Here is a 24,796-nt window from a genome sequence, read left to right on the forward strand (position 1 = left end):
ATGCAACAACCGATATACAGAGAGATTTCGCTACGACCGCAAACGGCACAGTTCTTCATTGACGAACTGCCCTTGCTGTTGCTTTGTCCCGTGGGACTGGTCTATGGAGGAATGAAGAACGCCCCTCTTGCATCTATCGCCACCCTCCTTGCCGTTCTCCTTTCCCTCATTTTGATTTACCGGCTTATATACCTGAAACGCATACGCTATCACGTCGGTAGCGAACAGCTGACTGCCGAGCATGGCGTGTTCCAACGCAGTATCGGTTACATCGAATTGTACCGTGTGGTGGACTTCCACGAACAGCAGAGCTTGTTGCAGCAGATTTTCGGACTAAAGACTGTCACGGTGTTGTCTATGGACAGGACCACGCCCAAGCTGGAATTGACAGGTCTGCCCAAACGAATCAATATCGTGGATATTATCAGAGAGCGTGTAGAGTTTAACAAACAACGAAAAGGAATCTATGAGATCACCAATCACTAAAATAGCGATGCTCCTATTCGGCATCATCTTGTCAGTCACGGCAAAGGCGCAGATTGTCACGACCAATCCGTTGGAATATGTGGCATTGGCAGAAGGCAACGAATTGATTCTCGGCAAAGTCAAAGACCAGATGGACGGGCAGAAGAAAACCGCCCTTTTGCAGAATACCATTGCCGCAGAGTTCGAGCAGATGCGCCAGTGGGAGAAGAAATACAACAGCTACCTTAAAACGGCAAGCGGTTTCGCATCCTCGCTGAAAGCCTGTACCCACCTGTACAATGACGGTGTGAGGATTTTTATCTCGCTATGCAAGTTGAAGAAAGCCATCAGCGACAATCCACAGGGCATTGTCGCCGCAATGAGCATGAACAACCTGTATATCGAGACCACAACCGAACTGGTGACGGTATTCTCCCTGCTCCGTGATGCCGTGGCAAAAGGAGGTAAGGAGAATATGCTTACGGGAGCGGAACGGAGCCAGACCCTATGGGCATTGAACGACCAACTGTCCGCATTCCAAAAGAAACTCAACCTGCTTTACCTGAGCATCAGGACTTACACGATGACTGACGTGTGGAACAACGTGACGGCAGGTATGCTGGACAGGAACAATGGTGAAGTGGCACGAATGGCAATGAGCAGGTGGCGCAGGGCGGCAACAGCAAGATAAAAAGATGGAGGAAAGAGAAAATGAGACGGGCAATCTTTATCATAATCACACTGCTGTGCATAGGCGTGAAAGTCCACGCGCAGATAGACCCCACCCTTGCCGGAATGGTTCTCATCTATACCGAAAAGTCCAAGAAGACCTTGAAGAACCAAGAGAAAATCATGCTCCTGCAAACCACCGGACACATCTGGACGAAAGAGGAGGTGGAAGCCGTCACCGACCTGCAACGGGAGTTCAATGATTATCTGGATTCATTCCGTTCGGTCATCAGTTACGCCGCACAGATATACGGCTTCTATCACGAGATAACCCATCTCACGGAAAACATGGGAGAGTTCACCGGGCAACTCAGGAAAAGTCCTGCCAATGCCGTGGCAGTAGCACTCTCCACGAACCGGAACAAGATATACCGGGAACTGATATACAACTCCATGGAAATTGTCAATGACATACGCACGGTCTGCCTGTCAGACAACAAGATGACGGAGAAACAGCGGATGGAAATCGTGTTCGGAATCCGTCCCAAGCTGCAACTGATGAACAAAAAGCTGCGACGGCTGACCATGGCGGTGAAATACTCCTCGATGGGTGACGTGTGGGCAGAAATCACGGAACGGGAACAACCCAAAGCCAACAAAGCAGAGATAGCCAGGTCTGCCATGAAACGGTGGAAACGAAGCGGAAAGGCCGGTGCTTTTTAACATAACGGGAATATAAAAACAAAAAGATATGGGATTCTGGAGTTCATTATTAAAGACAGGCGGTAAAGCCGCAGGAGCGACAGGCAAAGCCGTTGGTGGAGCCGTATTGCACCCATCACAGACCTTGCGAGGGGCAGGAAGCGCATTGAAGACGGCAACCGTAGGAGCCGCGGCCGGATATGTCGGCTGGGAGAAACTGACCACCGACAAGAGCGTGGTGCGCATCGTGAGCGATGCCGTCATTGGAGAAGACACCACCAACGCCATCAGCGGCACGGCGAAAGCGGCTACCGAAACGGTAAACAAACTTACCGGCAAAGCCGAACAGACTTTTGACAGCGTGAGCCAGGCGTCAAGTTCGCTCTCTTCCACGCTCGATGGAGCGTCCAATTTTTTAAGCGGTGTTTCCAACGGGAATGCCGGGAATATGTTAGGCAACTTTTTCAGCAACCTCGCGCATGGCAAAGTATCGGGATTAAGCATAGTCGGATTGATTGCCGGGGCATTCCTCGTGTTCGGACGTACAGGCTGGCTCGGCAAGATAGCCGGTATCTTCTTGACCATGATGATGATTGGCAACAACACCCAACGCCAGCAAGAAGCGTCCGTTACCGACAACCAGCGTCAAGCCCGTCCACAGCAGGAACAGGAGGAACAGACCCATAGCGGAGGAATGAGAAGATAAGACAGTCATAACACAATAATATTCTACAAATGAAATACACGGAAGAAATGATTCTACAGTCCCCAAGCGGCTATTGTATGCCCTTTGAGGAAGAAAAGAATAAAGAAGTAACCTTGTCAAAAGGCTACGGAGAACTGAAAGATGCCGTCACCGGAGAGACATCCTTTCATCACGGCATAGACTTCCATGCCAGTCACCGCCCTTTGGCGGCAGTGGCAAGCGGTGTCGTGTCAAGTATCGGTACGGACAAAGAGCATGGTGTATATATTGTCATACGCTACGGCAAATACGAAGTGACCTATGCGCATCTTGCTAATATATTCATCCGTTTCGGACAAAAGGTAAAAGCAGGTCAGACGGTAGCCATCAGTGGAAACGACCTTCACATGGAAGTGGCGTTTGACGGCGAGGAACTGAATCCGATAGAGTTCCTGACCATGCTTTACGGCAATATCCAGGCACTCGGCAAATCGGGACACAGTGCGGCACACGAGTTCACTCCGTTTGACGGTGAGATTAAAACCAGGTACGACCGTGACAAGGAGGAAATCGAGGAACTGATGCTCCGCTTCCTTCCCGTCTATATGGAAGACCTGTTCCGTGGCGAGTACATCGTACCCGAATATACAGAACAGTCCCTGCGTAATGTGTTCACCGTGGGAGCGGCCAAGAACTACTTCTTTGAGTCGATGCCGAGCATGGCAAACCCTTTGGGCATAGGCAGCCGTGCCTTGCCTTTGGCCGGCAAGGTACAGAATCTCCTGATAGCGGACTTTCTCAATTATCTCGCTCTCAGGCACAATGTCTATCTCTCTACCATGAGCGAGGAAGTAAAAAAAAACTTCAATCCGAGGCAGTAGCCAGCAGTGGCATTATCGACCCGTTGTCGGAACTGGAGATAGACGTACAGAGCTTCGATATTCCGAGAATGGTGTCCGTCTATCCCGACCGTGCCGGAGTCCGATGGTGGACGAAAGCATGGTTCAATAACCGGGAGGAAGGCGAACATTCCGTAGAAATCGACCGGATGGCCGCCATCCGTTTCATTCAGGACCGGATAGAAAAGGATGAATGGCTGGAAGAGTTCTTCCCCAAGCAGATGGAGATATACCACAACGCCATAGAACAAACCAAGGAACAACTGTTGAACCAATTGAATTATTAGAACATGGGCGAAATCAAGCATACAGCACGCTTTGCGGAGATAGAAAGGATATTCGGTGACTACTTCAATAGTCACCTTGCCCCTGTCATGCGAGACACGCAGAACTATCTCAACCGCAAACAAACGGAAGAAATGGCTGCATATTCCACCAGTACAGCCGGTATCCTCGGTTCTATGGCGGCAGCCGGTAATCCGATGATGGATCCGTACCAGACACTGAGAGTGACCGGGGAATGGAACTCCAAGACCTCGGAGGACTATCTGGAAATGTGCAGGGAGAAGATTGCAAACAATAAGGAGATACAGGCAGACCTCGCATTGTTGGCAAACGAGTGGCGCACAACCGTGGTGGATGAAATCGGCAGGGAAAGATATGATGAACTGTCCGGGCAATTAGGGTGCGACCTCGCTTACGCATATACGGAATACCGTATCGGAGAGTTGATGATGGGCAAGATGGTCAAAGACAATATGCCCAAGTCTTCCGCTGAATACATCATGCGCAAGGCGGCACAGAACACGCTTTTCGGGCTGTCATACACATTGAACCAGTCACCGCTTGCCGCAGAAATCGAGCGACGTGGGGAAGCAGCCTACAAACCGTCCAAACTGGAAAAAGGGACAGGCAAAGTCATCGGTGCAAGCATCGATGCCATATCGCTCGGCGGTACGGGAAGTTGGGCGAGCTTCGCCAAATTTGTCGGGGCTGACCTGGCATTTTCAGCACTGACTTCCTCCAAGGACAAAACAGGAAACACTGCATCCGTTGAAGATTGCATCAGCAAGGGCGTATTCGGAAGTGAGAGGAATGTCTTTGACAGATTCCGTAAAGAAGCCTATGAAATTCGAGCCAATGACAATCCTTATATCATCGCCACCAATGAACGGCTGACCAAGAAGATTTCCGTACAGAGTTTTGATTTCAGGGACTGGATGAGCCATAACGCCCAAGCGAAAATGCCGTTTGATTTTATTGCCGGCCAAAAGATAAAAGATGAGCGATACAGGGATATTCCGATGGTCATCGCTCCGGAATACATGGAAACTTATTTGCAGGATATGGAGAAGAAAGAAGAGGTTAAAGGTCAATCCGCGCTTGCAAGCAATCCGGGACAATCGGGAAACATCCATACCGCACAATCCGTCCAACAAACCAATGAAACGGAAACGGCAGAAGAATCAAGGAAAGATACAGCCATTGAACCAGAACAGAACCGACAGGCAGGACAGCAAACCGCCAATGCCAACGAAAACGGCTGGGGCGATTTTTTCTCAACCTTGGGATTGAGTGGTATGGGAGACATAAGCAAAAATTTGGGTTATGTGCTTGCCATGTTGCCGGATATTCTGGTGGGTATGTTTACGGGCAGGACAAAATCATTGGATTTGGGAGACAATGTACTGCCTATCGCCAGCATCGTCGCCGGTATATTCATTAAGAATCCTATTCTCAAAATGATGATGATCGGACTGGGCGGTGCCAATTTGTTGAACAAGGCAGGACACGAGGCATTAGGATGGGAACGGAATGAAGATAACGGTTTGAATACGGGAAACCGTTCCGTCCGATACCGGGTCTATGCGGACGAACCGCTGAATCCACGGATTTCCGGTCCGATACTGCAAGGGAACAACCTTATCGCAACCATAGACCATGTACCTTGCACCATCCAGTTGCCTGAAAAAGTGGTGTCAGCTTACAATGCCGGGGCATTGCCGCTTAATACCCTTGCCAATGCCATCCTTGCCAAGAGCGACCGTACCCAGCAACTGATGTCGCAGAATTACGAAGAGAACGACCGGGAAACGATTGTGCGTACCAGAGGAATACAATAAAACAGCAACAGATATGAAAGAGAAATCACAGTTTGAGAAAAATGCCGCCGACAAACAAGTGGAACTGCTCTCCGGAGCGTTAAGCGGAGCGGTCAGCGCGGGCGGCCACTGGCTCAATGCCACAGGAAAGGGATATCCCAAGTTTTATCCGGCAGGCGTGGCGGTCAGTCCGTTCAACGCCCTGTTCATGGCTCTGCACTCGGACAAGCACGGATGCAAGAGCAACCTCTTCACCTTATATAGCGAAGCAAAGGCAAGAGGCGAATCCGTCAAGGAACACGAAAAAGGAGTACCGTTCCTGTTCTATAACTGGAACAAGTACGTGAACAGGAACAATCCCAACGAGGTCATATCAAGGGATGACTACCAAAAACTTTCTCCCGAAGAGAAGAACCGATACAAAGGCGTACACAACAGGGAGATACGCACATTGTTCAATATCGACCAGACTTTGCTGCCCCACGTTGACAGACAAGCATACGATGACGCATTGGCAAAATACGGCAACAGTGTCGAGCAAGGATTCGGAGAAAAGGAGTTGCGTGAACTCAGGCCGAAATTCAATGCCTTCGTACAGTCTATTTCGAGAAATCTGGCACCGGTTCGCACGGATGGCAGCGGTGTGGCGCATTATGACAGCCAGAAAGACGCGATATATATTCCACGGCAAAAGGATTTCGCACATTACACCGATTACGCGCAGGAAACCCTTCGGCAAATCATAGCAGCCACCGGACACCAGCAACGCCTTGCCCGTGAGGGAATGGTGATGAAAAGCGGGATTCCCCCAACAGAGGATGCCGTCAAGCAGGAACGGCTGATTGCCGAAATCGCTTCGGGTATCAAGATGCTGGAAATGGGACTTCCGGCCCGGTTGTCGGACGAGAGTGTCAAACTGGTGGATTATTGGAACCGTGAACTGAAAGAGAACCCTTGTCTGATAGATGCCATCGAGAGCGATGTGAACAATGCGCTGGAAGTGATACGCAAAGCGGAACGGGGCGAGAAAATCGAGTATGCCACCTATCGTAACCACCGCCAGACAGAACAGATGCGGGAGCAAATGCCCAAGCATTTCTTCGTGGCTGACGAAATCAAGAAGCATCCCGACAAGGAAAACAAGACCATTGTCCTGGTCATCGACAAACAAGGCAGGAGTGCCGATGTGATACTCCCTGCCGGTGCATCCCTGGAGGTGAACAACGAGATCAAGGGAATGAGCAAACAGCGCATACAAAGCGCATTGGAGAAAAGCGGCATTGAAAAAGTGCGTTTCTATAATCCGGACGGTGCGTTGGGCTACCGTCCCGATGACCGTTACTTCGCCGAAAAGCAGATAGAGGTGGCGCGTCTGAAAAACTGGGCATTGGAAACACTCTCCACCATCGATGCGCACCCCGCAGTGAAGCAAGCTGACAAACCCTGGTTTGAGAAGATACAGATGGTACAGGATGACAAGAACCGCTGGGCTTTGTTCATCAAGCCGGAAGGAAAAGCCGGTTACAGCGTCTATCCCGAAAAGGATGACCTGAACCGTTTCTTCACCACGCTGAAACAGTCATTGGATAATATAGACAAGGTGCGTGGAGAACTGGCCAGAAAATACTACGCCCTTGCCGAGAGCAAGCCGGATCTAAAGGTGGACCTGTTCCATACGGCAGATGAAAGCATTGACTTGAACCGCATACAACGAGTGGCCGTGTTCAAGACAAAGAACGGGGCGATACTCTGCGCTCCCACCATTGACAACCGGAAGCCACAGCCCCGAAGTGTCACACCACAGCAATGGCAACGGATGTGGGTCGCCGAGGACAGGAACAGTTTCAAACAGCATCTGGCAGCAACGCTTTTCGCGGACGTGCTGAACAAAAGCCAGACACAGGAACAGACCTCTTCCGAGAGACAGGAGGAGGAAGTGGAAACGAAAATCAGCCGTGACGAGGAAATCAAGCACGACCGGCCTAAAGAGGAAGAGGTATCAAAAGGAATGCACCGATAAACAGACAAAGCAATGAGCAAGAATAAAGAATATGCGGAAAAATACGCCGTTTTTGCGATGGAACAGATGCGCAAATACGGCATCCCGGCTTCCGTGACCTTGGCACAGGGCATACTGGAGAGCAGCAACGGGCAAAGCCGTATGGCCCTGAACGAGAACAACCATTTCGGTATCAAAGCCACTCCGGGATGGATTGCGCAAGGTGGCAAATACGGTATTTACACCGATGACAAGCCCAATGAGAAGTTTTGCAGCTACGACAGCGTGGGCGATTCTTACGAGCATCACTCCAAATTCCTTGTAGAGAACAAACGGTACGCGGAATGTTTTGACCTGTCTCCTGACGATTACAAGGGTTGGACGGAAGGACTTGCCAAGGCCGGGTATGCAAGTGGCGGCAATTATGCCCAAAGTCTGCAAAAAATCATTGAAGCAAACGGGCTGCAGAAGTATGACCGGATAGTCATGGCAGAAATGAAGGCAAAAGGACTGGAAACAGGAACCGGACAAGCGGTTACGACAAACGCCTATTCATTCCCGGTCGAGCGCGAAGAGTTCCTGTTTGTCACTTCACCGTTTGGAATGCGTACCGACCCTATGGATGCTGACAAACAGCAAATGCACAAGGGTATGGACATCCGTTGTAAGGGCGATGCGGTGTTGGCTACCGAGAATAACGGCAAAGTGGTGGCAGTAAACCAAAATGCCAAAACCGCCGGAGGCAAGTCCGTAACCATTGAATACGAGAGGGCTGACGGAAACAAGATACAGAACACTTATATGCATCTGTTCTCTGTTGATGTCAAGGTGGGTGACAAGGTGCAAGCCGGACAGAGACTTGGTATGTCAGGCAACACCGGCACACGGACTACGGGCGAACACCTGCATTTCGGAGTGGCACAGATTACCGCTGACGGACAAAAGCGAGACATTGACCCCGCAATCTATCTGGCAGACATCGCCCAAAAGGGAAACATCAAACTGCAAGCCTTGCATAATGGCAACGACCTGTTGGCTAAATACAAAACGGAGGTTACTGCCACTCCCCAGGAAACAAAATCACAAAGTCCTGAAGAGTGGATGAAGAAACTGTTATCATCGGAAGACAGCGGTGTCGGACTTTCAGGAACGAATGACCCGATTATGGATATGGTGGTCAAAGCCTTTTCCTCGCTGATGATGCTGGCGGTAGTCATTGACAACAAGAACGAAGAGGAACAGAAAGAAGCTATTTCTGAAATGGCAGGTAGCCGGAAGGTGGAACTGACTTCATTGTTGCCCCACATGAGAAGCTGTGCCCTTGTCATCGGAGAGAACAACAAAGCCGTATTGCAGGCAGACAACGGTACCGTGCAAGTCTCACGGGAACTCAGTACCGTTGAGTTGAGCCGGATGTCTGCCACTTTGAATAATCCTGAACTCTCGGAGAAAAGCAAGCGTATGCGAGTGGCAGGAATGGTCAATGCCATTGTCCTTTCACAACAGGCTTCACAAAACTTCGAGCAGGGAATGTCGGAACAGCAGAGCCAGAACGAACAAATCAGAAGATAATGAAACGCGTGATGATGGAAATAGGATTGTTAGTCGTCGGGCTGTCCCTTGCAGGACTGCACACCCTCGTATGCTATCGGCTGTTCGGCTTGGTGGTGACACTCGTGATTGTGGGTGTGCAGGTTGTCATTGCGTCAGGGATAGTCTGGATTAAAATCCGTGCGCCCGATTAAAGACGGAACGTATATGCAGGTAGTTCACATTTAATAGGATATTCCGGTCAAATGGTCTTGGTTAAAATAAAACTACAAGCAATATGATTAAGTGTAACGTAACAGTGTGCGGAACCATCAGCAAGGCGGCTGTAGTGCGCACCAACAATGAGAACAAGGCATTCACGGCATTTGCCGTAAATTGCGTGATTCCGGCAAGAAACGGTATTAACAAAACGGTGGAAATCTCTGTTGCCAAGGATGGGGAGGAATACAACCGGGCTGACTATACCGTAGGCAAGAGAGTGGAAATTTCCGGTGTATTGACTTTCAAGAAGCGTGGAGACAATCTCTATTTCAATATGTCGGCTTCATCGGTCAATCTTACCGTGGCTTCAAACGAGGATTCCATTAAGGGCGAAATGCACTTCCGTGGAAAGACAGGCAAGAACATCGAGGAGAAGACAGACAAGAAAGGCAAGAATTTCTTGCAGTTCTCCGCATTTTCCGCGGAAAAGGTCAATGACGGCTTCGAGTACCTGTGGGTACGCTTCTTAGGCTTTGACCGTGAACGTGAGGAGTGGCTACAACCGCAGACCGGCATTGAGGCCAAAGGTGAACTGGAGCTGTCCGTCTATAACGACAAGCTGAACATTGCCTGCAAGGTATCGGAAATGTCGGAATATGTGAAACAGCCGTATAACCCTAACAACTGACAGTCATGGCCGGTTACAGGAAAAACAGCAATGACGGTCCGTCCGCGGAGGACAAGGCTCTTGACCTCTTTGCGGAAATGATGATCGAGCGTATCGAGACCATCAGCAAGGACTGGACGAAACCGTGGATTACCGAGGGTAGTTTAGGGTGGCCGAAGAATCTGTCCGGACGTGAGTATAATGGGATGAACGCGCTGATGTTGCTTCTTCATTGCGAGAACGAGGGCTACAAGATACCGCGTTTCTGCACCTTTGACTGCGTGCAACGGATGAACAAACCGTCCGAAAAGCAGGCAAAGGAGGGCGTGGAGCTGCCAAGAGTTTCAGTGAACAAGGGCGAAAAATCCTTCCCCGTGATGCTCACTACCTTTACCTGCATCCACAAGGAGACCAAGGAGAAGATCAAGTATGACGATTTTAAGAAACTCTCCGATGAAGAGAAGAAGATGTACAATGTATATCCGAAGATGCAGGTCTTCCGGGTATTCAATGTAGCCCAAACCAATCTTCAGGAAGCCCGTCCGGAACTTTGGAACAAGCTGGCGAATGGGGATGCCGTAAAGTTGGATGAAAGCGAGAAGATGTCTTTTGAACCGATGGATGTGATGATTCGAGATAACCGCTGGATTTGCCCGATCAAGCCGATGCACCAGGACAAGGCATACTTTTCCATTTCCAAGAACGAGATTGTGGTTCCCGAAAAATCCCAGTTCAAGGACGGCGAATCCTATTATGGTACTCTTTGGCATGAGATGACCCACAGCACGGGCATTGAGGGGCAACTCGACCGTATCAAACCGTCCGGTTTCGGTTCGGACGAATACGCCCGTGAGGAACTGGTGGCAGAATTAGGCAGCGCATTGGTGGCACAGCGTTACGGTATGAGCAAGGCATTGAAAGAAGAGAGCTGCGCTTATCTGAAATCCTGGCTGGACCACTTGAAGGAATCGCCCCAGTTTATCAAGACCACACTTCTGGATGTAAACAGGGCTACCTCGCTCGTTACGCAGAATGTGGATAAAATAGTGCAGGAATTGGAACAGAATAGCAAGGTGCAGCAGGATAACGGACAGCGGAATGAGGTCAAACAGTCCGTACCCGAAGGAAAGGTGTTCTACTCTTCCGTAGCCTATCTGCAATCCACCGATGACACCTCACGACTGGATGCGCTTCGGGAGAAAGGCGATTATGAGGGATTGCTCCGGCTTGCCAAGGAGTATTATGACGGCGATGGAATCAACGAGCAATATACCTTTGCCTCTCCTCGCCAGAACAAGGGTGATGACCTGCTGATAGAAGACAAGGATTTTGCCGTGGTCTATAACAACTGCGTGGGAGGAACTTACGAGGTGATGCTGAAATACTCGGAGCAGGAAATCCGTGACCATATTACACGGTATGGTGTCCGGCTGGCAAGCAGTGACATAAAAGAGGTTGCCAAAGACATGGCGGCCGAGCAGTTCTCTGCGATGACAAGGCAGCGTACTCCTGTCCTTGAAATGCCGAGCGGAGATATTCTCCATATCGGGTATAACAGGGATGCCGACACCCTTGATGTCGGCACGGCGACCAATGCCGGACTTGCCGTCAGTCACAGTTTCCCATACGACCACGACAATTCGCTCGATTCCAATCTCCAATCCGTCAATGAAAAACTGAATGAAATGGAGCAATATCAAAAAGAGGAGGTGGAATACAGCGGCGGGATGCACCGCTGAGTATAAAGTCTGCTATCTGTTCTGTTCAGCCGTAGAGAGTCATCCTCTCTGCGGCTGAATTGGTTTAGTCCCACTGATAAGTCCTACTTACACAAAAATGAGAGATTTTTCACCTTAATTAGTCGCAAAATATCGGCACTATTCTGAATTAGTGCCGAAAATTTGTTACCTTTGCAGTCGAAGAAAGGAATAATAATCACATGAGCAACGAGACGACAACATTCATACTTGACTATGCTGAAGTTCATCATGACTTTAGTTTAGGAGATTTGTTTGCTTATCTACAAGAGAAGACAGGCATCAAAAAGTCTTCTTTGTCCTGGTATCTGTTCAAGCTCGTGAATGAAAATGTACTGGTCAGAACCGGGCGGGGAACGTATGCCAAAGTGATGAAGCAGGTCTTTTCACCCCAACCGATAGAGGAAGTGAAGGAGGTTTACGGTTTGTTGCAATCGGATTTTCCGTTTGCGAAATTCTGTGTTTATCAAGGGGACATCATAGCCCCTTTGCAACATCACCTTTCATCCAACCGCATCATCTACGTGGAAACGGACAGGGATTCGGCAGAAACCGTTTTCAATTTCCTGAAAGACAAGAACCATGATGTTTACTTGCGACCGGACAAAAATATGATATACCGATATGTGGATATGGACAGTCGTGTCATTTTCGTGAAAAACCTTGTTTCGGAAGCTCCCTTGCAAGAAGTATCCGGCGTACCTATGCCCACGTTGGAAAAACTGTTAGTGGATATATTGAGAGATACGGACTTTTTCTACCTGCAAGGCAGTGAGAGTGACCGTATCATAGAAAACGCTTTTAACCTGTACACAATCAACAGGAACAGGCTTTTCAGGTATGCCGACAGGCGTAAAGTGAAGAAAGAATTATCGTCAATTTTAGAAAACTTGAACATACAATGATAAAGAAAGAGTGTTTTACGACAGAATGGATTGAACAGGTTGCATCCGAACTGCACTACAATGACAAGAACCTCATAGAGAAAGTAATCCGTGCCTTGTCCCTGCTTGAAATGTTGGTTAAAGCCGGGTGTCCTCTCGTCTTCAAGGGTGGCACAGCACTTATGCTCATCCTTGGGAAATCTGCCCATCGTCTATCAATCGACATTGATGTCATCTGTCCTCCCGGAACCAATATAGAGGACTATCTGAAATCGTTTGCCGATTTTGGCTTTATCAATCTGGAACTCGTGGAGCGCAAGCAAAGGGACGACGCGGACATACCTAAAAGCCATTCCAAGTTTTTCTATCAGATAGCTTACCGGAACGACACGGACGCCCAATCCTATATTCTGCTGGACGTATTGTACGAGGACATTCATTATTTCCAAACCCGGCAAATAGCCATTGATTGCCCGTTCATACGGCTGGAGGGAGAACCGTTAATGGTGACTGTTCCGTCCGCAGAAGATATTTTAGGGGATAAACTGACAGCTTTCGCTCCCAACACTACCGGAATACCTTATTACAAGAACGGCAGGTCCTGTTCGATGGAGATAGCCAAGCAACTTTATGACGTGGGGCGGTTGTTTGAAAATGTTTCAGGATTGCAGATTACCGCAGAGGCTTTCCGCAAGATTGCGGTAGTCGAACTCTCGTACCGGTCTTTGGGAACGGATATCGGACAGGTCTTCAACGACATCCGTCAGACGGCACTCTGTATCTCCACACGAGGTAAATCCGGAGAAGGTGATTTCAACTTGATACAAGACGGAATCATCCGTGTAAAGTCATTTATGTACAAACAACGGTATCTGATAGACAATGCTATTATTGATGCGGCACGGGCGGCTTATTTAGCCACGCTGATTGAAAAGGGAGTCACAGAAGTGGAACGCTATTCAAACAATCCGGTTGACATCAAGGATTTGGTTATTCGACCTTCGCTGACCAACAAACTGAACAAGTTGAAAAGCAATCTACCGGAAGCCTTCTATTATTGGGCAAAGACGAGTGAACTGTTGGAAGTATGATTTTTTGTAAACAGCACGAAGGCTATTCCTTACATAATTCACGGTCAATATGAACGAAAGGCTGGTATTTGTAATCCTGCTCGGTGTTATCAGTGTCCTATGGTTATCGTTGGATATTGGCGGCGGAAAGCCGGAGAAACGGCGTTTTTAGCTGCGCAAAAGACCGAGAAGGAGGATGAACGTGACCGTTTATGCCGTTTGGCGGTAAGAGCCGGTCATCGGGATGCTTGTCGTATGTTCTGTTGTTTACATCCGGATTTATTCAAAGAACAGCCACCACTCAAACCATTCAAATTGCACGGTACAAAAGTAGTATTCTATGGGCAATATTATCCGTCCCGGTACAAACCGTTTCTCAACGATGATCAGCAGGCGTTCTGCCATTCAGTCTATGAGTTCAAGGAGGGAAAAATACACGGCATTGAGTTTTTCAAATCTTGCATGAACGCCTTACAAATGGATGACCACCATTTTCATATCATGTTCATGCCTTGTAGCGATGAGTTCAAATATATCCAGCGATTCAAGCGTTTGAACTGGTATGTCTGTACCCATTGTCCGGATTCGACATCAGGATTATACGATGTTGATGTGTTCGAGCCTCGTGAATGTTTGCATGAAGCCAAAGGTTATGAGAATCGAATACTTGAACGGAATTACCGAATCACAGGAGATATAAAAGGGAAAGATGTTATTATTGTTGACGATGTACTGACTACCGGGCAAAGTATGACCGACTACAAGGAGGAGATAGAACGGTGCGGTGGCAAGGTGGTAGCTGCCATTTTCTATGGCAAGACTATCACTTTGCCGCATCCGCTGATTGTCAAATTGGAGGTGTGGGGTGACTATATTACCCGCTTTTCCAAATCAAATTAGTCTCTTTCTTTGCGGTTGGATTGTTGTAGCTATATAGTCAGTCAATATCATAGCCTATCACGTATTCATCGTTGATAAGCAGATAGTAATAGCCGTTGCCACAATTCCGGTATTCTTTGCTGAAGCCTGCCGACATATCGCCATTGTCCCGTGGCTCACACCAAAGCGTTCCGTCATAACCGCAAAAATCAAAGCGACAAGTGAAAAAACTCTCTTTGTTCTTCATCGCCTCTCTGAAACGCTGCATAGATGCCGTCCCACAATATTTTTCGATAGTGGCAAGCCCAATACATTTGCCGTCAATGCGTGTTCCGGTCGTGATGTGGTTCTCGTAAAGGGATTTATCCAAATCCGCATTTGCGATGTCACGAAGCCAGGAATTTGTATGTGTGGCAAGCCGGGCAAGTTTCTGATATTTCAGAATGAGTTTCCTGTCCGTATTCGCCTCCTGCTCTTGCGAGGGATAGTATATCTGCTCGATGCCTGACCAATCTGTGAATACATAACCTTTTGTCCTTTTGCCGGGCGCGATAATGCCAATAATACCCCTGTCCCTATTGATGAACAAGCGTCTGCGTTTTCCTGCAATCCTCACATATAGAGACGAAGGATTGGTTTCGTTGCGAAGATAGCTCTCCGCAGGATGAATAGTTGTCGTTTCCATATCCGTACCTATTTTTCAATATTTATTTTACCCGTCCTTACCTGTACTCCGTTACGGTAGAGTGTGATTTCTCCGGGCTTGAAACCCATTTCTCCGAAAGCTATGTATTTGATATAATCCCGGTACTTCTCGTCTGAAAAGTTTTTACCGCACAAGTTGTTGAAAAACATGGGCATTGAAAACCCATCCTCTCCTGACAACACTGTTTTGCCGTTTTGTCTGATTTCGTCTAACATACCAATTTCCAATTTTCATCATCAATGGTAAGTTTGTTCATTTCCCAATCATACTCCACTTCCGGTGCATTAGTATAGGGAAAATTGATGGTGTAGCCGATTTGTCCGTAGGAACAATGAAGCGGCGTAACACATATTTCCCTGCCAAAATAAAGGCTCGGTGTGCAGTATTTTCGCCAGTTAAAGCGGTCTGCAAGGATGTTCCTGCAAAGTCTTCTGTAATATGATTTGTCCGATAAAGTCATAGTTGTAAACATTAGATAAATTCAACTTCAAGTGCTTGCAGCAACTCGTATATCTGTTCTTCGGCATCTTCCATATCCGACACAATATCCTTGATATGATAAGGTGCGCCATTTCTGCCGTGTCCGTCATCGCCAATCCACAAATAGGCTTCATAATCCGGGTCAAAGTCCTCGTAATATCGCTTCATACCGGCAATAAGCGTGTCGATGTCTTCATCCAGCATATCGGCATTGAAATTGAAATCCTGCCCGTATTTGGTATAGCGTTGAAACTCAAATTGTATGCTTGTCTTGTTCTCGTCTTCAACGCTTATGCTCCAGCCTTTTTCTTGGGCAATGTCCGTTACTTTCCGTATCTGTTCTTGGGTAGTCATACTCTTTGTTTTTGTGGGGAGACCTCTCCAATCTCCCCACTGGTTGATTTAATCCGTTATCTCAAAATAATATTCCTGTTCCTCGTCCGACCATTCAGCGGTCATTGCATCCGCTTCCCTCCACAGTTTGTCATAGAGAATGGCTCTTTGGTTGTCTCTCTCGTGCCACTGCCATATCTTGTGATTGAGGACAAGGCAAAGTTCCGTCCAATACTTGTAGTTGTCTTTCCATTCAGACTTGGCTCGCCTGTATGTGTCGGCTATGGCATTGTTCCCAAACTTGTCGGCAATTGAGAAGTCCTGCCAAAAGGTAGTTATCGGCTCATAACCGCTGAACTCTGTTATGTTCCATCTTGGAATAGTGATTTGCAATGCTCCCATACTTGTTATTGTTTATGGTTTTCGTAATACTCTTCGGGCAAATGATAGAGGTCGTTCTCTGCCAAATGGTCTATGGTTTCCGCTGCCAGACGGCACGCCCATTCGTTACGCTGGTCATATCTTCCCTTGTGCCAGTTCTCCGCCAACTGCTCCATAAAGTAGAACATTAGCTTGGCTTTTTCGTTTACCAAATAGCGGTGGTCATCCGCCAATGCCTTGCCCACCTTTCGGGGTGAAGCCATTTTTCCGTTCACATAGTTTGAGAACTCGTCTGCAAAGCGTTTGTCATTCTCCGATAATTGATTGTTGTACTCCATTTCTAAAGAATTTTGATGTTAAACATTTTTTTCTTTTCCCTTTGCTTGAAGCTGTCAAACTTCGCCACCAGGATATGTTTTATGTGCGTTAAAGACTATGGTGTAAGGGAGATAAGACAAGTAAACAAACAGGGAGTTAATGAAATACCACTAATGGCACATTCGTGGAAAGCTGTCGTTAAGTCCACTGAATTGTTAGCGTAGGCGGTACTTGGCATTCTACCTCCATAGTACCTTTGCACGATAAAACAATGCCGTGTGGCGTGATGGCCGGCTCTAAGGAGAATCCTCCGATGACTATAATGGGAGATTATCCTATAAAGGTTTTAGGATATAAATTCGGCAATAGTTTTTATTTGTTGCCGACATTATACAAAAGGATATATATGCAGTACATTATAAAAGCCCATTTAAGTCCTATATAACAGAAATCGCTACGGTAATCAGCAAGTTACCGTAGCCACGCATAAAGCCACCTGCTACAATGTGTGTCGTAACAAGTGGCTGACGAAAAGAACAGAACAGATTATGCGGTCATTCGCTTACGGATTTGCCGGGCGTTCTTCTGAACAAGCCGGATAATTCGGTCGTGGTATTCCGTAGCCTTATTGCAAAGCCCTCTTGACTGCAATACCTTGAATGTTTCAAGGCTCAATTCAATGGTTTCAACACGCTGGTTGTCAATCCGTGCAGAAAACACCAACGACTGCGGTTTGAGATAATATTCGCATTGTCCGACACAATGATGCAGGGCGTTTCCCTCCTTGTAATAATCATCCACGCTCTCCAACACACTGACTACAATCAGTCCATCCGTGAATGACAGTCCGAAGAATTTGCTTTTCAACTCTCTGAAACGCTCCTCATTCTCCTTTGCCTTTTTTCTTTGTTCCTCACGCTCCTCCCGTTCTTGGATAATCCTTGCCCGTTCCTGATAGCGGTCGTGTTCGGATTTCAAGTCTAATGGACAGACATAGTGGGCATTGTGAATGTCCTTGCCACACCTTTCAAGTAAGCGGATGTAATCTATCCAAAGAGAAATATCTGTTATATGATAGCCATTGCGTAAAACTATCTTGTAAGTGTTCCAATACAAATCAAAGTACATTGAATGTTGCAGGAAATAGTTCAAATCAGTTTTCCTGCCTGCCTTGAACATCGTTTCGGCTCTGCTGTCTGTCAACAAGGCTTCGATAAGCCGTGTCGGTTCGATGTCAGCCAATGAGCCTTGCAATCCGTTGCGTCTTAACTTTGGAGTGGCAGAATAATATGGATAGACCTTGCAATCGGCAATCCGTCTGTACACATAGTTGTCTCTCCGTAACTCCAGACAGCCGTCCAAAACAAAAGTATCTGCGTAATGTCCGAGTGTGCGTTTCAATGCCGTTATCTCCGTCTTGCCGTTATCATCCACCCAATAGCGTGCAATCTCCATAGAATAATACTCCGCTTTCTTGCCTTTACGGAAGTTTGCGTTCATAAGAAATACACGCTGTACCTGTAAACCGTCCTGTGTGGCAAGTGTGGAATAATACGCTTTGTCCTTGAATGTCCTGCACTTGGTGTCCAGTATCTCCAGTCTTGCACCGCAATGTGGGCAACGGCACACCTTTTCGTTGCTCTCGTTCCATTGATAACCGCAATCCATACAGGTCGTTCCTCCATTTTTGGTGCGGTATGCGTAATGGCTGATACATTGACGGAATGCCCATAACTCCTGCTTCTTTGTCTGTGGCAGTAACCGTCCGTTGGCGGTTACTACCTTATGCTGTAATCTCGTTTTCGCTCTCATAGTCCTAAATCAAATAATGTCGGTTGTTCGGGTTCTTGTCTGACCGCTTTCGGGGTCGGCTTCGGTTTGCTGTTTCGCTGTTGGATTTTACGCAGTTCCTCGTTTTGGTAGGCTTTGAGTGCATTCTCCCTCGCTTCGGCTTGTTCTTCGGGAGATAGTTCTACTCTATGGTTGACTATCACTCCGCAGTTGACCGCCTTTCCCACTTCTATATCATCTTCATCATAGTAATGTACTCCAAGAGAATAAACCTCGTCATCGGTCATACCGCAACCGCCCTCTTTACAGATTGCCATTGCCTGGTTGAGTATGAATGTCACGCAATCGTCCAAATTCTTGTTCTCTTTGGCATACGATACAGCAAAGAGTTCATCGGTCTTGGCTCTTTCGTCCAGATATGCCTTAATTGCCTGCTTAAAATGTTCTGTTCCTTTCATAATGTCTGTTATTTTGCTTGATAATAGATACTTGGTTCACTTGAAACATTGTATATGTACGCTCCGCACCTTACCAAAAGTGCTTGGTTTCCGTAGTACATCCGTTTCATTCCTTTAATACTGCCTGTGTGGTGGAAATTGGAAAATCGGCTGATATTGCACCGCTTTCCTTGTTCCTTTGTCATTCGTCTTGTCCTCATAGCGTTTAGAAATGATAGTCAATAACTCCACCGATGTAAAGTAGTTTTCCCGGCTCGAACTGGCTGACCGTCTGTAAAAACGAGTACGATTGTTCGGCATAGCCATTAACGCCATGCTCGTCCATATAGAACTGATAACCGAGGTCAAGCGGATTTTTGAGAAATTTTTCAAGTTGGTACACCGCCCCAATCCACATCATGCAGTTTTCAACGGTAACGGCTTGTGCCTTTTCTTGGATGGCTGTAACAAATTCCTTTTTCCACTTGTCCGCACCGCCATTGTATCGGATTGTGTTTTCTCCCACAAGAGTGAACATCCCTTTTGGCAATGCCTTTTCTATCAGATTGGCAATATGGAATTTGCGTTCTTCCTCGTCTATCTCCGAACAATAGTCGTAATAGTGTCCGTCCCCTTGTTCAAGGGTGTCCTCGTTCAAGTAGTTGTCCCTGTCAACTCTTGTTTCCGTGATTTGAAAAATCTTGCTGTGCATAATCAGTCTGTTTTAATCGTTGAACTTTTGTCTTTTTCTTTTCCCTTATTTTGAAGCCTTTATCGGCTTTCTTGTCGGGATCTGAATTTTACGTGCTATCAAGAGACTGAGGAAACAGAGGGATAAGACAAGTAAATGGCAGAGGAGTTGATGAAATACCCAATTTACGCTTGACGGAAATTGCGGAAAGTTGTTGTCAAGTCCACCAAGCCATTAGCGAGCAGACCTGCATAGCGGTACTTGGCGTTCCCTCACCGCAGTACCTTTGCAAAGGAAAATAGAGCCGGCAAGATGAGCCGGAGGAGTTCATGATTTGTAAAGCACAGCCTTTGTATAAGGGGCGATAAATTTGTACTATATCAAAAACAAGAGAGCCGATCCATCACGGACAGGCTCTCCCTTCAAAAGAATTGACATTTAACTAATCAATTTGAACAAAAAGAATCTTACACTTTACTATTTCATATATAGCATGACTTTGGTATGTCTGTTAGCTTCAGTGGGTACATAATTGGAAATACCTCCTTGACTGACCTTTGTTATATTTTCAACGGCCACTCCGCGCCTGCGCAACTCCGTGGCAATATAATCGGCTCTCGATGCGCTCAACTTATTGTTTATATCGGCAGTTCCAGTGGCAGCGTCAGCCGCACCTGCAACAGTCACGGATAATCCGTATTTCTTTGTCACACGCGCCAGTTCATCCAGATTGATCAACTGGGATTTATCGGTCAGTTGAACCGTGCCGAGTTCAAAGAAGAAATAGACAGGTGAACCGATGCACTCGTTACCGGAACCTATAAAGGAGAGATAATCCGAATGGCTATAAATGGAAATGCTGTCATTATTCATATCCGGAGACAGCAGGGAATCGGCACCTGTGACATAGAAGCCGTTTACAACGCTACCGTCATTATTGGGTATGGCATTGACAAATTCAGACTTACTGAACAAACTGTCATTGGACAATGGAGACTTGCCATCCCAATGCCTGTTTTTCAATCTTGCCCGGAGCGAGTTCAGTCCGCTGTAATCGTTTCTCGGATAGACATTGCCCAAACTCTCCCGGTCATCAAACATCCTGCTATATTTATCAAGCAAACCCTCAATTTCCAAAATCTTCTTCAATTCGTTTATCGTTCTCATCGCCCTGTCATGTTGCCCGGTGTATCTGCGATTACTCTCCGATAGCTGTGTGGCGTAACCAATCAGCCACTCGTTCTGCCGGATGTAAGGACTCGCATCAACGGCACGTTTCCAGCCGGCCTTTCCAATAGTAAACGACAAGCCGACTGACACGGAGAGTATATTATCTCCGAAACGATTGGATTTGCCATAGCCGTCAAAGTCCTGGAATGTGGAAATATTGCCAATTTCCAATAATGCAGACAGCCGTTTACAGATACGGTATTGTCCCTGTACTCCGTATGAAACGGCAAACGGATTATGTCCGTTCTGCGGATTGTGCAATAGTCCCAATCCTATGTATGGAATGATTCCCCAACGAGGATTCTCCACCTTGCCATACCGACATCCAAGCACATTCCACATCAAGTCAGCATGAAAGTGATGGTAGTCATTTGTGACCAGTTCGCAGTCTTTGAACTGCCAACCTCCATAACCGATTCTTGCTCCGATCTGCGGAGTGAACCACTTGCCGAGCGATGCGGAAATAGTAGGCTTTATCCTGTCAAATAAGTCGGCACAACCAACAGGTTTGCCAATGAACGCACTTGCACCACCTTGAAGACTGACAAACCAGTTACCGTTCCAAGGCGATGTCACGAATACACCCTTGTGGTAAGTCGGCTCCAAAGGCCGGAGCATCTGTTCGATATCCGTGTACGACTCCAGCTGTACAGTGTCCTTTGTCACAGGTGATACAGCCGCTTTCATTTGCAGTGAACAGCCCATACCTGCCACTGCCAGAATTAAAAATATTTTCTTTGTCATATTCAACGCATTATTTTGTTTTGTTATCCATTGCAGAAAAACATATTCTGCCGATTACCTCTTTTGCTTCTTGCCGGAAGCTGGTCGCATCATTCTGCTTGCCATCATCATGCAACGCCTTGCCCACGCACGGTTATCCTCGTCATCATCCTTTCCCCATTTAAGGTTGCTTTTGCTTCCTCCACCGCCATGCGTTTCTGCAAATGTAGTGGCATCGTTGACCATACCAAGGAAGAGGAGCGTGGCGCAGTGCATCACTTCCGCCCCTTGCTCGGTCAGGCTCTGCAACAAAGAACCGTCAAAGACGGATTGTTCCGCAGCTCCCATTTCAGCCACTCTTTCCGAATGCTCTCCAACCAATGTTTCCAGCATTACATCTTTGAGCAGCACATCCACGTTGGAATGGATTTCACGGCTGTACTTATAGGCTTCGCCTTTCAGTTCCTCCGTGCGCTCGCCAATGGCATCCATGTCCCTTTTAAGGGCTTCAAGCTGTTGGTCAGCCGTCCGTAGCTTATCCTGCTTGTCTTCCAGTTTTATTTGGATAGAAGCCAGTTCTTTTTCCAACCGTTCCCTCTCGGCTATAATGGTAGCCGTATCTCCCTGATGGGATTGAAGGGTGCGTTCCAATGCCGATAGTTGGGATTCCTTTTCCGCTTTCGCCTTTCTGAGGTTGTCCACCATTGAGGTCAAGCCTTTCACCCTGCGCTCTGCCAGACTTATTTCCACTTTAAGGTCGGACAGTGCTTTTTTGTGTTGGACAACCTGTTCCTCTATATTGGTACATTCTTCCGATAGGTGTCGGCGGTATTCTTCAGTGGTGCGATGTTTTGCACCGGTCTCGGAAATATTCCTGCCCCTTTTCAGATTCCACTTTCTGTTCACTTCCGCAAGCTCGTCATGCAACTTCTTCGTCCTTGCCGAGAACTCCAGCTTGTCCTTTCCTGCAAACATCTTCTTGAACGCAAACTTACCGTCTTGGATTGGCAATAAGGTAAGGTGCATATGTGGAGAGAGTTCGTCAAGATGTACATAACAACCGACGATATTCTCCTCACCGAAACGCTCACTCATAAACCAGTACATATCCTTTGCCCATTGTTCTATTTCGGGCATTCTTTTGAGCGTGGCATTTTCCAAATTATTGCCGGGTTCATATACCACGTCCTGATCCCCGAATGCCAGTTGCCGTATCGTATTCTGTGAACCGCTCAGAATAAAATCCACGACAGTCCGGTATTTCGGCTCGGCCAGACCCTCATTCGGATCTTTTATGCCACGTTGCAAAAGGCTTTCAGCCATCCGTTCCGGAATGGACTGCCTCTTGTCTATTTCTTGAATCTTGCCGCCCTTGACAACCTCAAAATTCAGGCGTTCCCTTTGACGGTCATACCTTCCTTTTTCCAGGGCGAAGTCCCAGCCCCGTTCGGTCCAGTTGCGCTGGTGTTCGTTGCTTTGGGCGGTGGTTATGCCTTTCATCACGTTCATGTGCATCACCTGCCATGATTTTTCAGCCATATTATCCGTTTTTATCGGACAACCGATTTGCCCCAGCTTGCTGCTTGTCCGGCAACCGCTCCCACCGACCGTAGTCGTGTGGGGTATTGAGTTACCCATGCTTCCCTCTGTTTGGTCAACGTGCAAGCACTGCTGCACGCTTAAAATGGCAAGCCTACAAGTGTAGAGCATCACGGCTCGTCCGTGGTTATACAATAGTCTTTTGACTTACAACACCGGTTGTGAAGTCTATAAAAGGGTGGAATCACGCTCCTGATACTTTGCCCACAACGCCCTAAACGGCTGTCGGAGCGTGGCAAGCATATCCGTTTCGCTCGAACTATTGGCCGCGCCGTCGTTTCCAGCGTCCAGAATCATCTTGGCGATTATCTTGGATGCCTCCAAAAGTGAAGTCCAGTCACCTTCCAGTTCTTTGTGAAAGAACTCCAGGAAATCGGTCGGGTCATCGAAGCGCGAATTTCGTATGGCGCGTTTCAGTCCGGCTACGGCTACACGTTCGACAATCTCTTGGGCTAACTCCGTTTCTGCACCTGCCTTTATTGCCGGCTTGTCGCCCGAATGAACTTTGCCGGATTCATCGGCAAGCCGTTTCCGCCCGGCTTCATGATACTGTCCACAAATCTCTCCCATATCTTCGTCAGACAGATTGCCATTTATCCATTCGGACAAAGCCTTGTCCAAATCATCGGCAAGTCCGGACCCTGTATGACCGGTATAAGAGGCAGTAGTTTCGCCACTGGAGAATGGCGCAAAAGTCACGGTAATGACCACACTCTTTGCGAACCTTGTCCGACGAATATATCCCATCTCCTCCAGTTTGTCAAGGAACGCCCTGACGGTAGCCCTGTGCCAATGCCATTCCACCGCAAGGTCTGAAATGGTCACATGACACTGGTCAGCCTGCAACACATACTCGTGGTTCTTCAAAAAGGGAGCGATAAAACCTGCCGTTGCTTTCTCCAACAGGTCGTAGTAAGCACCGGTCTTTGTCTTCCGTTCACCGACTTTCTCTTTGAGGTAGTCGAAAAACATCATATCTGCCAATACCTGATTGGCGGCTCTATTCTTGTCTTTCATCATTTCATTTGATTTTTATTTGACTATATGTGGATTCTATCAACCTGCCACTATCCACTTATTCGTGGCAGTTTCGCGTGATGATGTCAGTAGTAATGTTCGGACATTGTTTTTGGATTTTCTTTCAAATGCTTGCGCGTGTCTTCATCCTGCCATTCGGCTAACACACGGCAAGAGGGATAGAACATGGCAGCCAAAAGAAGAAAGGCAAGCGTGAACGCCGTGGTGTGCAGATGTGGTACAGCGCAGATGACCAATGTAATCAAGGCTGCCATAACGATCCTTTTCTTATCCTCGTGGAGTCTGTGCATCCACCTGTCGGCACGTCTGAACGAGAACAGAACGGCACAGGGTATGGTGGATATCAGAACTCCCCACTCTCCGAAGTGTCCGCCTGCATAGACATAGTGATATAGCAGGAGGAAGATAAGCATACACTGCACATAGAGTTTCCTTGCACTCTCGCTACCCGCCATTCTGAGGTAAAACTTTGCCATAAAAAACAGGTTGCTCCTGTGCAATGACATGGGCAGTATAATGAGCAATGCCGGAAATAACAT

At 47.5% G+C, this 24,796-nt stretch carries 28 protein-coding genes and 1 pseudogene; 16 read left to right on the plus strand and 13 right to left on the minus strand.

What is annotated here, in order from left to right; genetic code table 11:
- The 15 genes and pseudogenes from R8806_RS04765 to R8806_RS04835 all read left to right on the plus strand — a co-directional run bounded on the left by R8806_RS04765 (position 1) and on the right by R8806_RS04835 (position 14,551).
- The gene (locus R8806_RS04765) at positions 1–486 is read left to right on the plus strand and encodes a PH domain-containing protein (RefSeq protein WP_151411585.1); all 486 of its coding nucleotides are present in this window, start codon (positions 1–3) and stop codon (positions 484–486) included.
- A complete protein-coding gene (locus R8806_RS04770) occupies positions 467–1,156 on the plus strand; it encodes a hypothetical protein (RefSeq protein WP_151411587.1) in 690 nt (229 codons plus the stop codon). Before R8806_RS04765 ends, R8806_RS04770 begins: the two co-directional genes overlap by 20 nt.
- Before the next feature lie 20 nt (positions 1,157–1,176).
- A complete protein-coding gene (locus tag R8806_RS04775) occupies positions 1,177–1,857 on the plus strand; it encodes a hypothetical protein (protein WP_151411589.1) in 681 nt (226 codons plus the stop codon).
- A 28-nt stretch (positions 1,858–1,885) separates the two neighbouring features.
- A complete protein-coding gene (locus R8806_RS04780; protein ID WP_151411591.1) occupies positions 1,886–2,542 on the plus strand; it encodes a hypothetical protein in 657 nt (218 codons plus the stop codon).
- Between the two features lie 29 nt (positions 2,543–2,571).
- The gene (locus R8806_RS04785) at positions 2,572–3,402 is read left to right on the plus strand and encodes a M23 family metallopeptidase (RefSeq protein ID WP_151411593.1); all 831 of its coding nucleotides are present in this window, start codon (positions 2,572–2,574) and stop codon (positions 3,400–3,402) included.
- A gap of 23 nt (positions 3,403–3,425) precedes the next feature.
- Positions 3,426–3,707, plus strand: a complete 282-nt coding sequence (locus tag R8806_RS04790) for a hypothetical protein (RefSeq protein ID WP_008771370.1) — start codon at positions 3,426–3,428, stop codon at positions 3,705–3,707.
- 3 nt (positions 3,708–3,710) lie between these two features.
- Complete coding sequence (locus R8806_RS04795) at positions 3,711–5,543, plus strand: hypothetical protein (RefSeq protein WP_151411595.1); 1,833 nt, start codon at positions 3,711–3,713, stop codon at positions 5,541–5,543.
- A 13-nt stretch (positions 5,544–5,556) separates the two neighbouring features.
- On the plus strand, positions 5,557–7,542 hold the full coding sequence (locus R8806_RS04800; protein ID WP_151411699.1) for a zincin-like metallopeptidase domain-containing protein: 1,986 nt from the start codon (positions 5,557–5,559) through the stop codon (positions 7,540–7,542).
- A gap of 12 nt (positions 7,543–7,554) precedes the next feature.
- The gene (locus R8806_RS04805; RefSeq protein WP_151411597.1) at positions 7,555–9,093 is read left to right on the plus strand and encodes a glucosaminidase domain-containing protein; all 1,539 of its coding nucleotides are present in this window, start codon (positions 7,555–7,557) and stop codon (positions 9,091–9,093) included.
- Complete coding sequence (locus tag R8806_RS04810; RefSeq protein WP_165859726.1) at positions 9,093–9,266, plus strand: hypothetical protein; 174 nt, start codon at positions 9,093–9,095, stop codon at positions 9,264–9,266. The genes R8806_RS04805 and R8806_RS04810 overlap by 1 nt, the downstream gene beginning before the upstream one ends.
- Positions 9,267–9,349: 83 nt before the next feature.
- Positions 9,350–9,961 (plus strand): hypothetical protein, encoded by a 612-nt coding sequence (locus R8806_RS04815; protein WP_151411599.1) that lies wholly within the window; start codon positions 9,350–9,352, stop codon positions 9,959–9,961.
- Between the two features lie 5 nt (positions 9,962–9,966).
- Entirely contained in the window at positions 9,967–11,679 is a 1,713-nt protein-coding gene (locus R8806_RS04820) for a zincin-like metallopeptidase domain-containing protein (protein ID WP_151411601.1), read from the plus strand.
- Between the two features lie 200 nt (positions 11,680–11,879).
- Complete coding sequence (locus tag R8806_RS04825) at positions 11,880–12,602, plus strand: DUF6577 family protein (protein WP_103878051.1); 723 nt, start codon at positions 11,880–11,882, stop codon at positions 12,600–12,602.
- Positions 12,599–13,672, plus strand: coding sequence for a nucleotidyl transferase AbiEii/AbiGii toxin family protein (locus tag R8806_RS04830; protein WP_151411607.1), 1,074 nt, complete (start codon positions 12,599–12,601; stop codon positions 13,670–13,672). The genes R8806_RS04825 and R8806_RS04830 overlap by 4 nt, the downstream gene beginning before the upstream one ends.
- 49 nt (positions 13,673–13,721) lie before the next feature.
- Positions 13,722–14,551, plus strand: a pseudogene (locus tag R8806_RS04835) (phosphoribosyltransferase).
- Positions 14,552–14,588: 37 nt separating this feature from the next.
- On the opposite strand, the gene R8806_RS04840 reads toward R8806_RS04835, so the two are convergent.
- The 13 genes from R8806_RS04840 to R8806_RS04900 form a co-directional block, all read right to left on the minus strand.
- Positions 14,589–15,215 carry a hypothetical protein gene (locus R8806_RS04840; protein ID WP_151411615.1) on the minus strand — a complete coding sequence of 209 codons (627 nt, stop codon included), beginning with the start codon at positions 15,213–15,215 and terminating at the stop codon, positions 14,589–14,591.
- Between the two features lie 8 nt (positions 15,216–15,223).
- Positions 15,224–15,451 carry a DUF7688 family protein gene (locus tag R8806_RS04845; protein WP_151411619.1) on the minus strand — a complete coding sequence of 76 codons (228 nt, stop codon included), beginning with the start codon at positions 15,449–15,451 and terminating at the stop codon, positions 15,224–15,226.
- Positions 15,445–15,696, minus strand: coding sequence for a hypothetical protein (locus tag R8806_RS04850; RefSeq protein WP_008997478.1), 252 nt, complete (start codon positions 15,694–15,696; stop codon positions 15,445–15,447). Before R8806_RS04850 ends, R8806_RS04845 begins: the two co-directional genes overlap by 7 nt.
- Before the next feature lie 11 nt (positions 15,697–15,707).
- The gene (locus R8806_RS04855) at positions 15,708–16,070 is read right to left on the minus strand and encodes a hypothetical protein (protein WP_149941806.1); all 363 of its coding nucleotides are present in this window, start codon (positions 16,068–16,070) and stop codon (positions 15,708–15,710) included.
- A gap of 48 nt (positions 16,071–16,118) precedes the next feature.
- Positions 16,119–16,451, minus strand: a complete 333-nt coding sequence (locus R8806_RS04860; protein WP_149941805.1) for a hypothetical protein — start codon at positions 16,449–16,451, stop codon at positions 16,119–16,121.
- A 5-nt stretch (positions 16,452–16,456) separates the two neighbouring features.
- On the minus strand, positions 16,457–16,768 hold the full coding sequence (locus R8806_RS04865) for a sulfide:quinone reductase (protein ID WP_120027203.1): 312 nt from the start codon (positions 16,766–16,768) through the stop codon (positions 16,457–16,459).
- 526 nt (positions 16,769–17,294) lie between these two features.
- Complete coding sequence (locus tag R8806_RS04870) at positions 17,295–18,560, minus strand: PcfJ domain-containing protein (RefSeq protein WP_118146529.1); 1,266 nt, start codon at positions 18,558–18,560, stop codon at positions 17,295–17,297.
- Positions 18,557–18,997: a PcfK-like family protein gene (locus tag R8806_RS04875; protein ID WP_008771352.1), complete on the minus strand. Its 441-nt coding sequence runs from the start codon at positions 18,995–18,997 to the stop codon at positions 18,557–18,559. The genes R8806_RS04870 and R8806_RS04875 overlap by 4 nt, the downstream gene beginning before the upstream one ends.
- Positions 18,998–19,005: 8 nt before the next feature.
- The gene (locus R8806_RS04880; RefSeq protein WP_151411621.1) at positions 19,006–19,197 is read right to left on the minus strand and encodes a hypothetical protein; all 192 of its coding nucleotides are present in this window, start codon (positions 19,195–19,197) and stop codon (positions 19,006–19,008) included.
- Between the two features lie 5 nt (positions 19,198–19,202).
- On the minus strand, positions 19,203–19,688 hold the full coding sequence (locus R8806_RS04885; protein WP_103878043.1) for a hypothetical protein: 486 nt from the start codon (positions 19,686–19,688) through the stop codon (positions 19,203–19,205).
- Between the two features lie 456 nt (positions 19,689–20,144).
- Entirely contained in the window at positions 20,145–21,641 is a 1,497-nt protein-coding gene (locus R8806_RS04890) for an OmpA family protein (RefSeq protein ID WP_151411628.1), read from the minus strand.
- A 54-nt stretch (positions 21,642–21,695) separates the two neighbouring features.
- On the minus strand, positions 21,696–23,159 hold the full coding sequence (mobV, locus tag R8806_RS04895; RefSeq protein ID WP_151411701.1) for a MobV family relaxase: 1,464 nt from the start codon (positions 23,157–23,159) through the stop codon (positions 21,696–21,698).
- Between the two features lie 228 nt (positions 23,160–23,387).
- Positions 23,388–24,239, minus strand: a complete 852-nt coding sequence (locus R8806_RS04900; RefSeq protein ID WP_118146525.1) for a helix-turn-helix domain-containing protein — start codon at positions 24,237–24,239, stop codon at positions 23,388–23,390.
- A gap of 183 nt (positions 24,240–24,422) precedes the next feature.
- Between R8806_RS04900 and R8806_RS04905 the strand changes: the two genes are divergently transcribed.
- Positions 24,423–24,638 (plus strand): hypothetical protein, encoded by a 216-nt coding sequence (locus R8806_RS04905; RefSeq protein WP_183312846.1) that lies wholly within the window; start codon positions 24,423–24,425, stop codon positions 24,636–24,638.
- The last annotated feature ends 158 nt before the right edge of the window (positions 24,639–24,796 follow it).

This window comes from Butyricimonas faecihominis (assembly GCF_033096445.1).
GTDB classification, from domain to species: domain Bacteria; phylum Bacteroidota; class Bacteroidia; order Bacteroidales; family Marinifilaceae; genus Butyricimonas; species Butyricimonas faecihominis.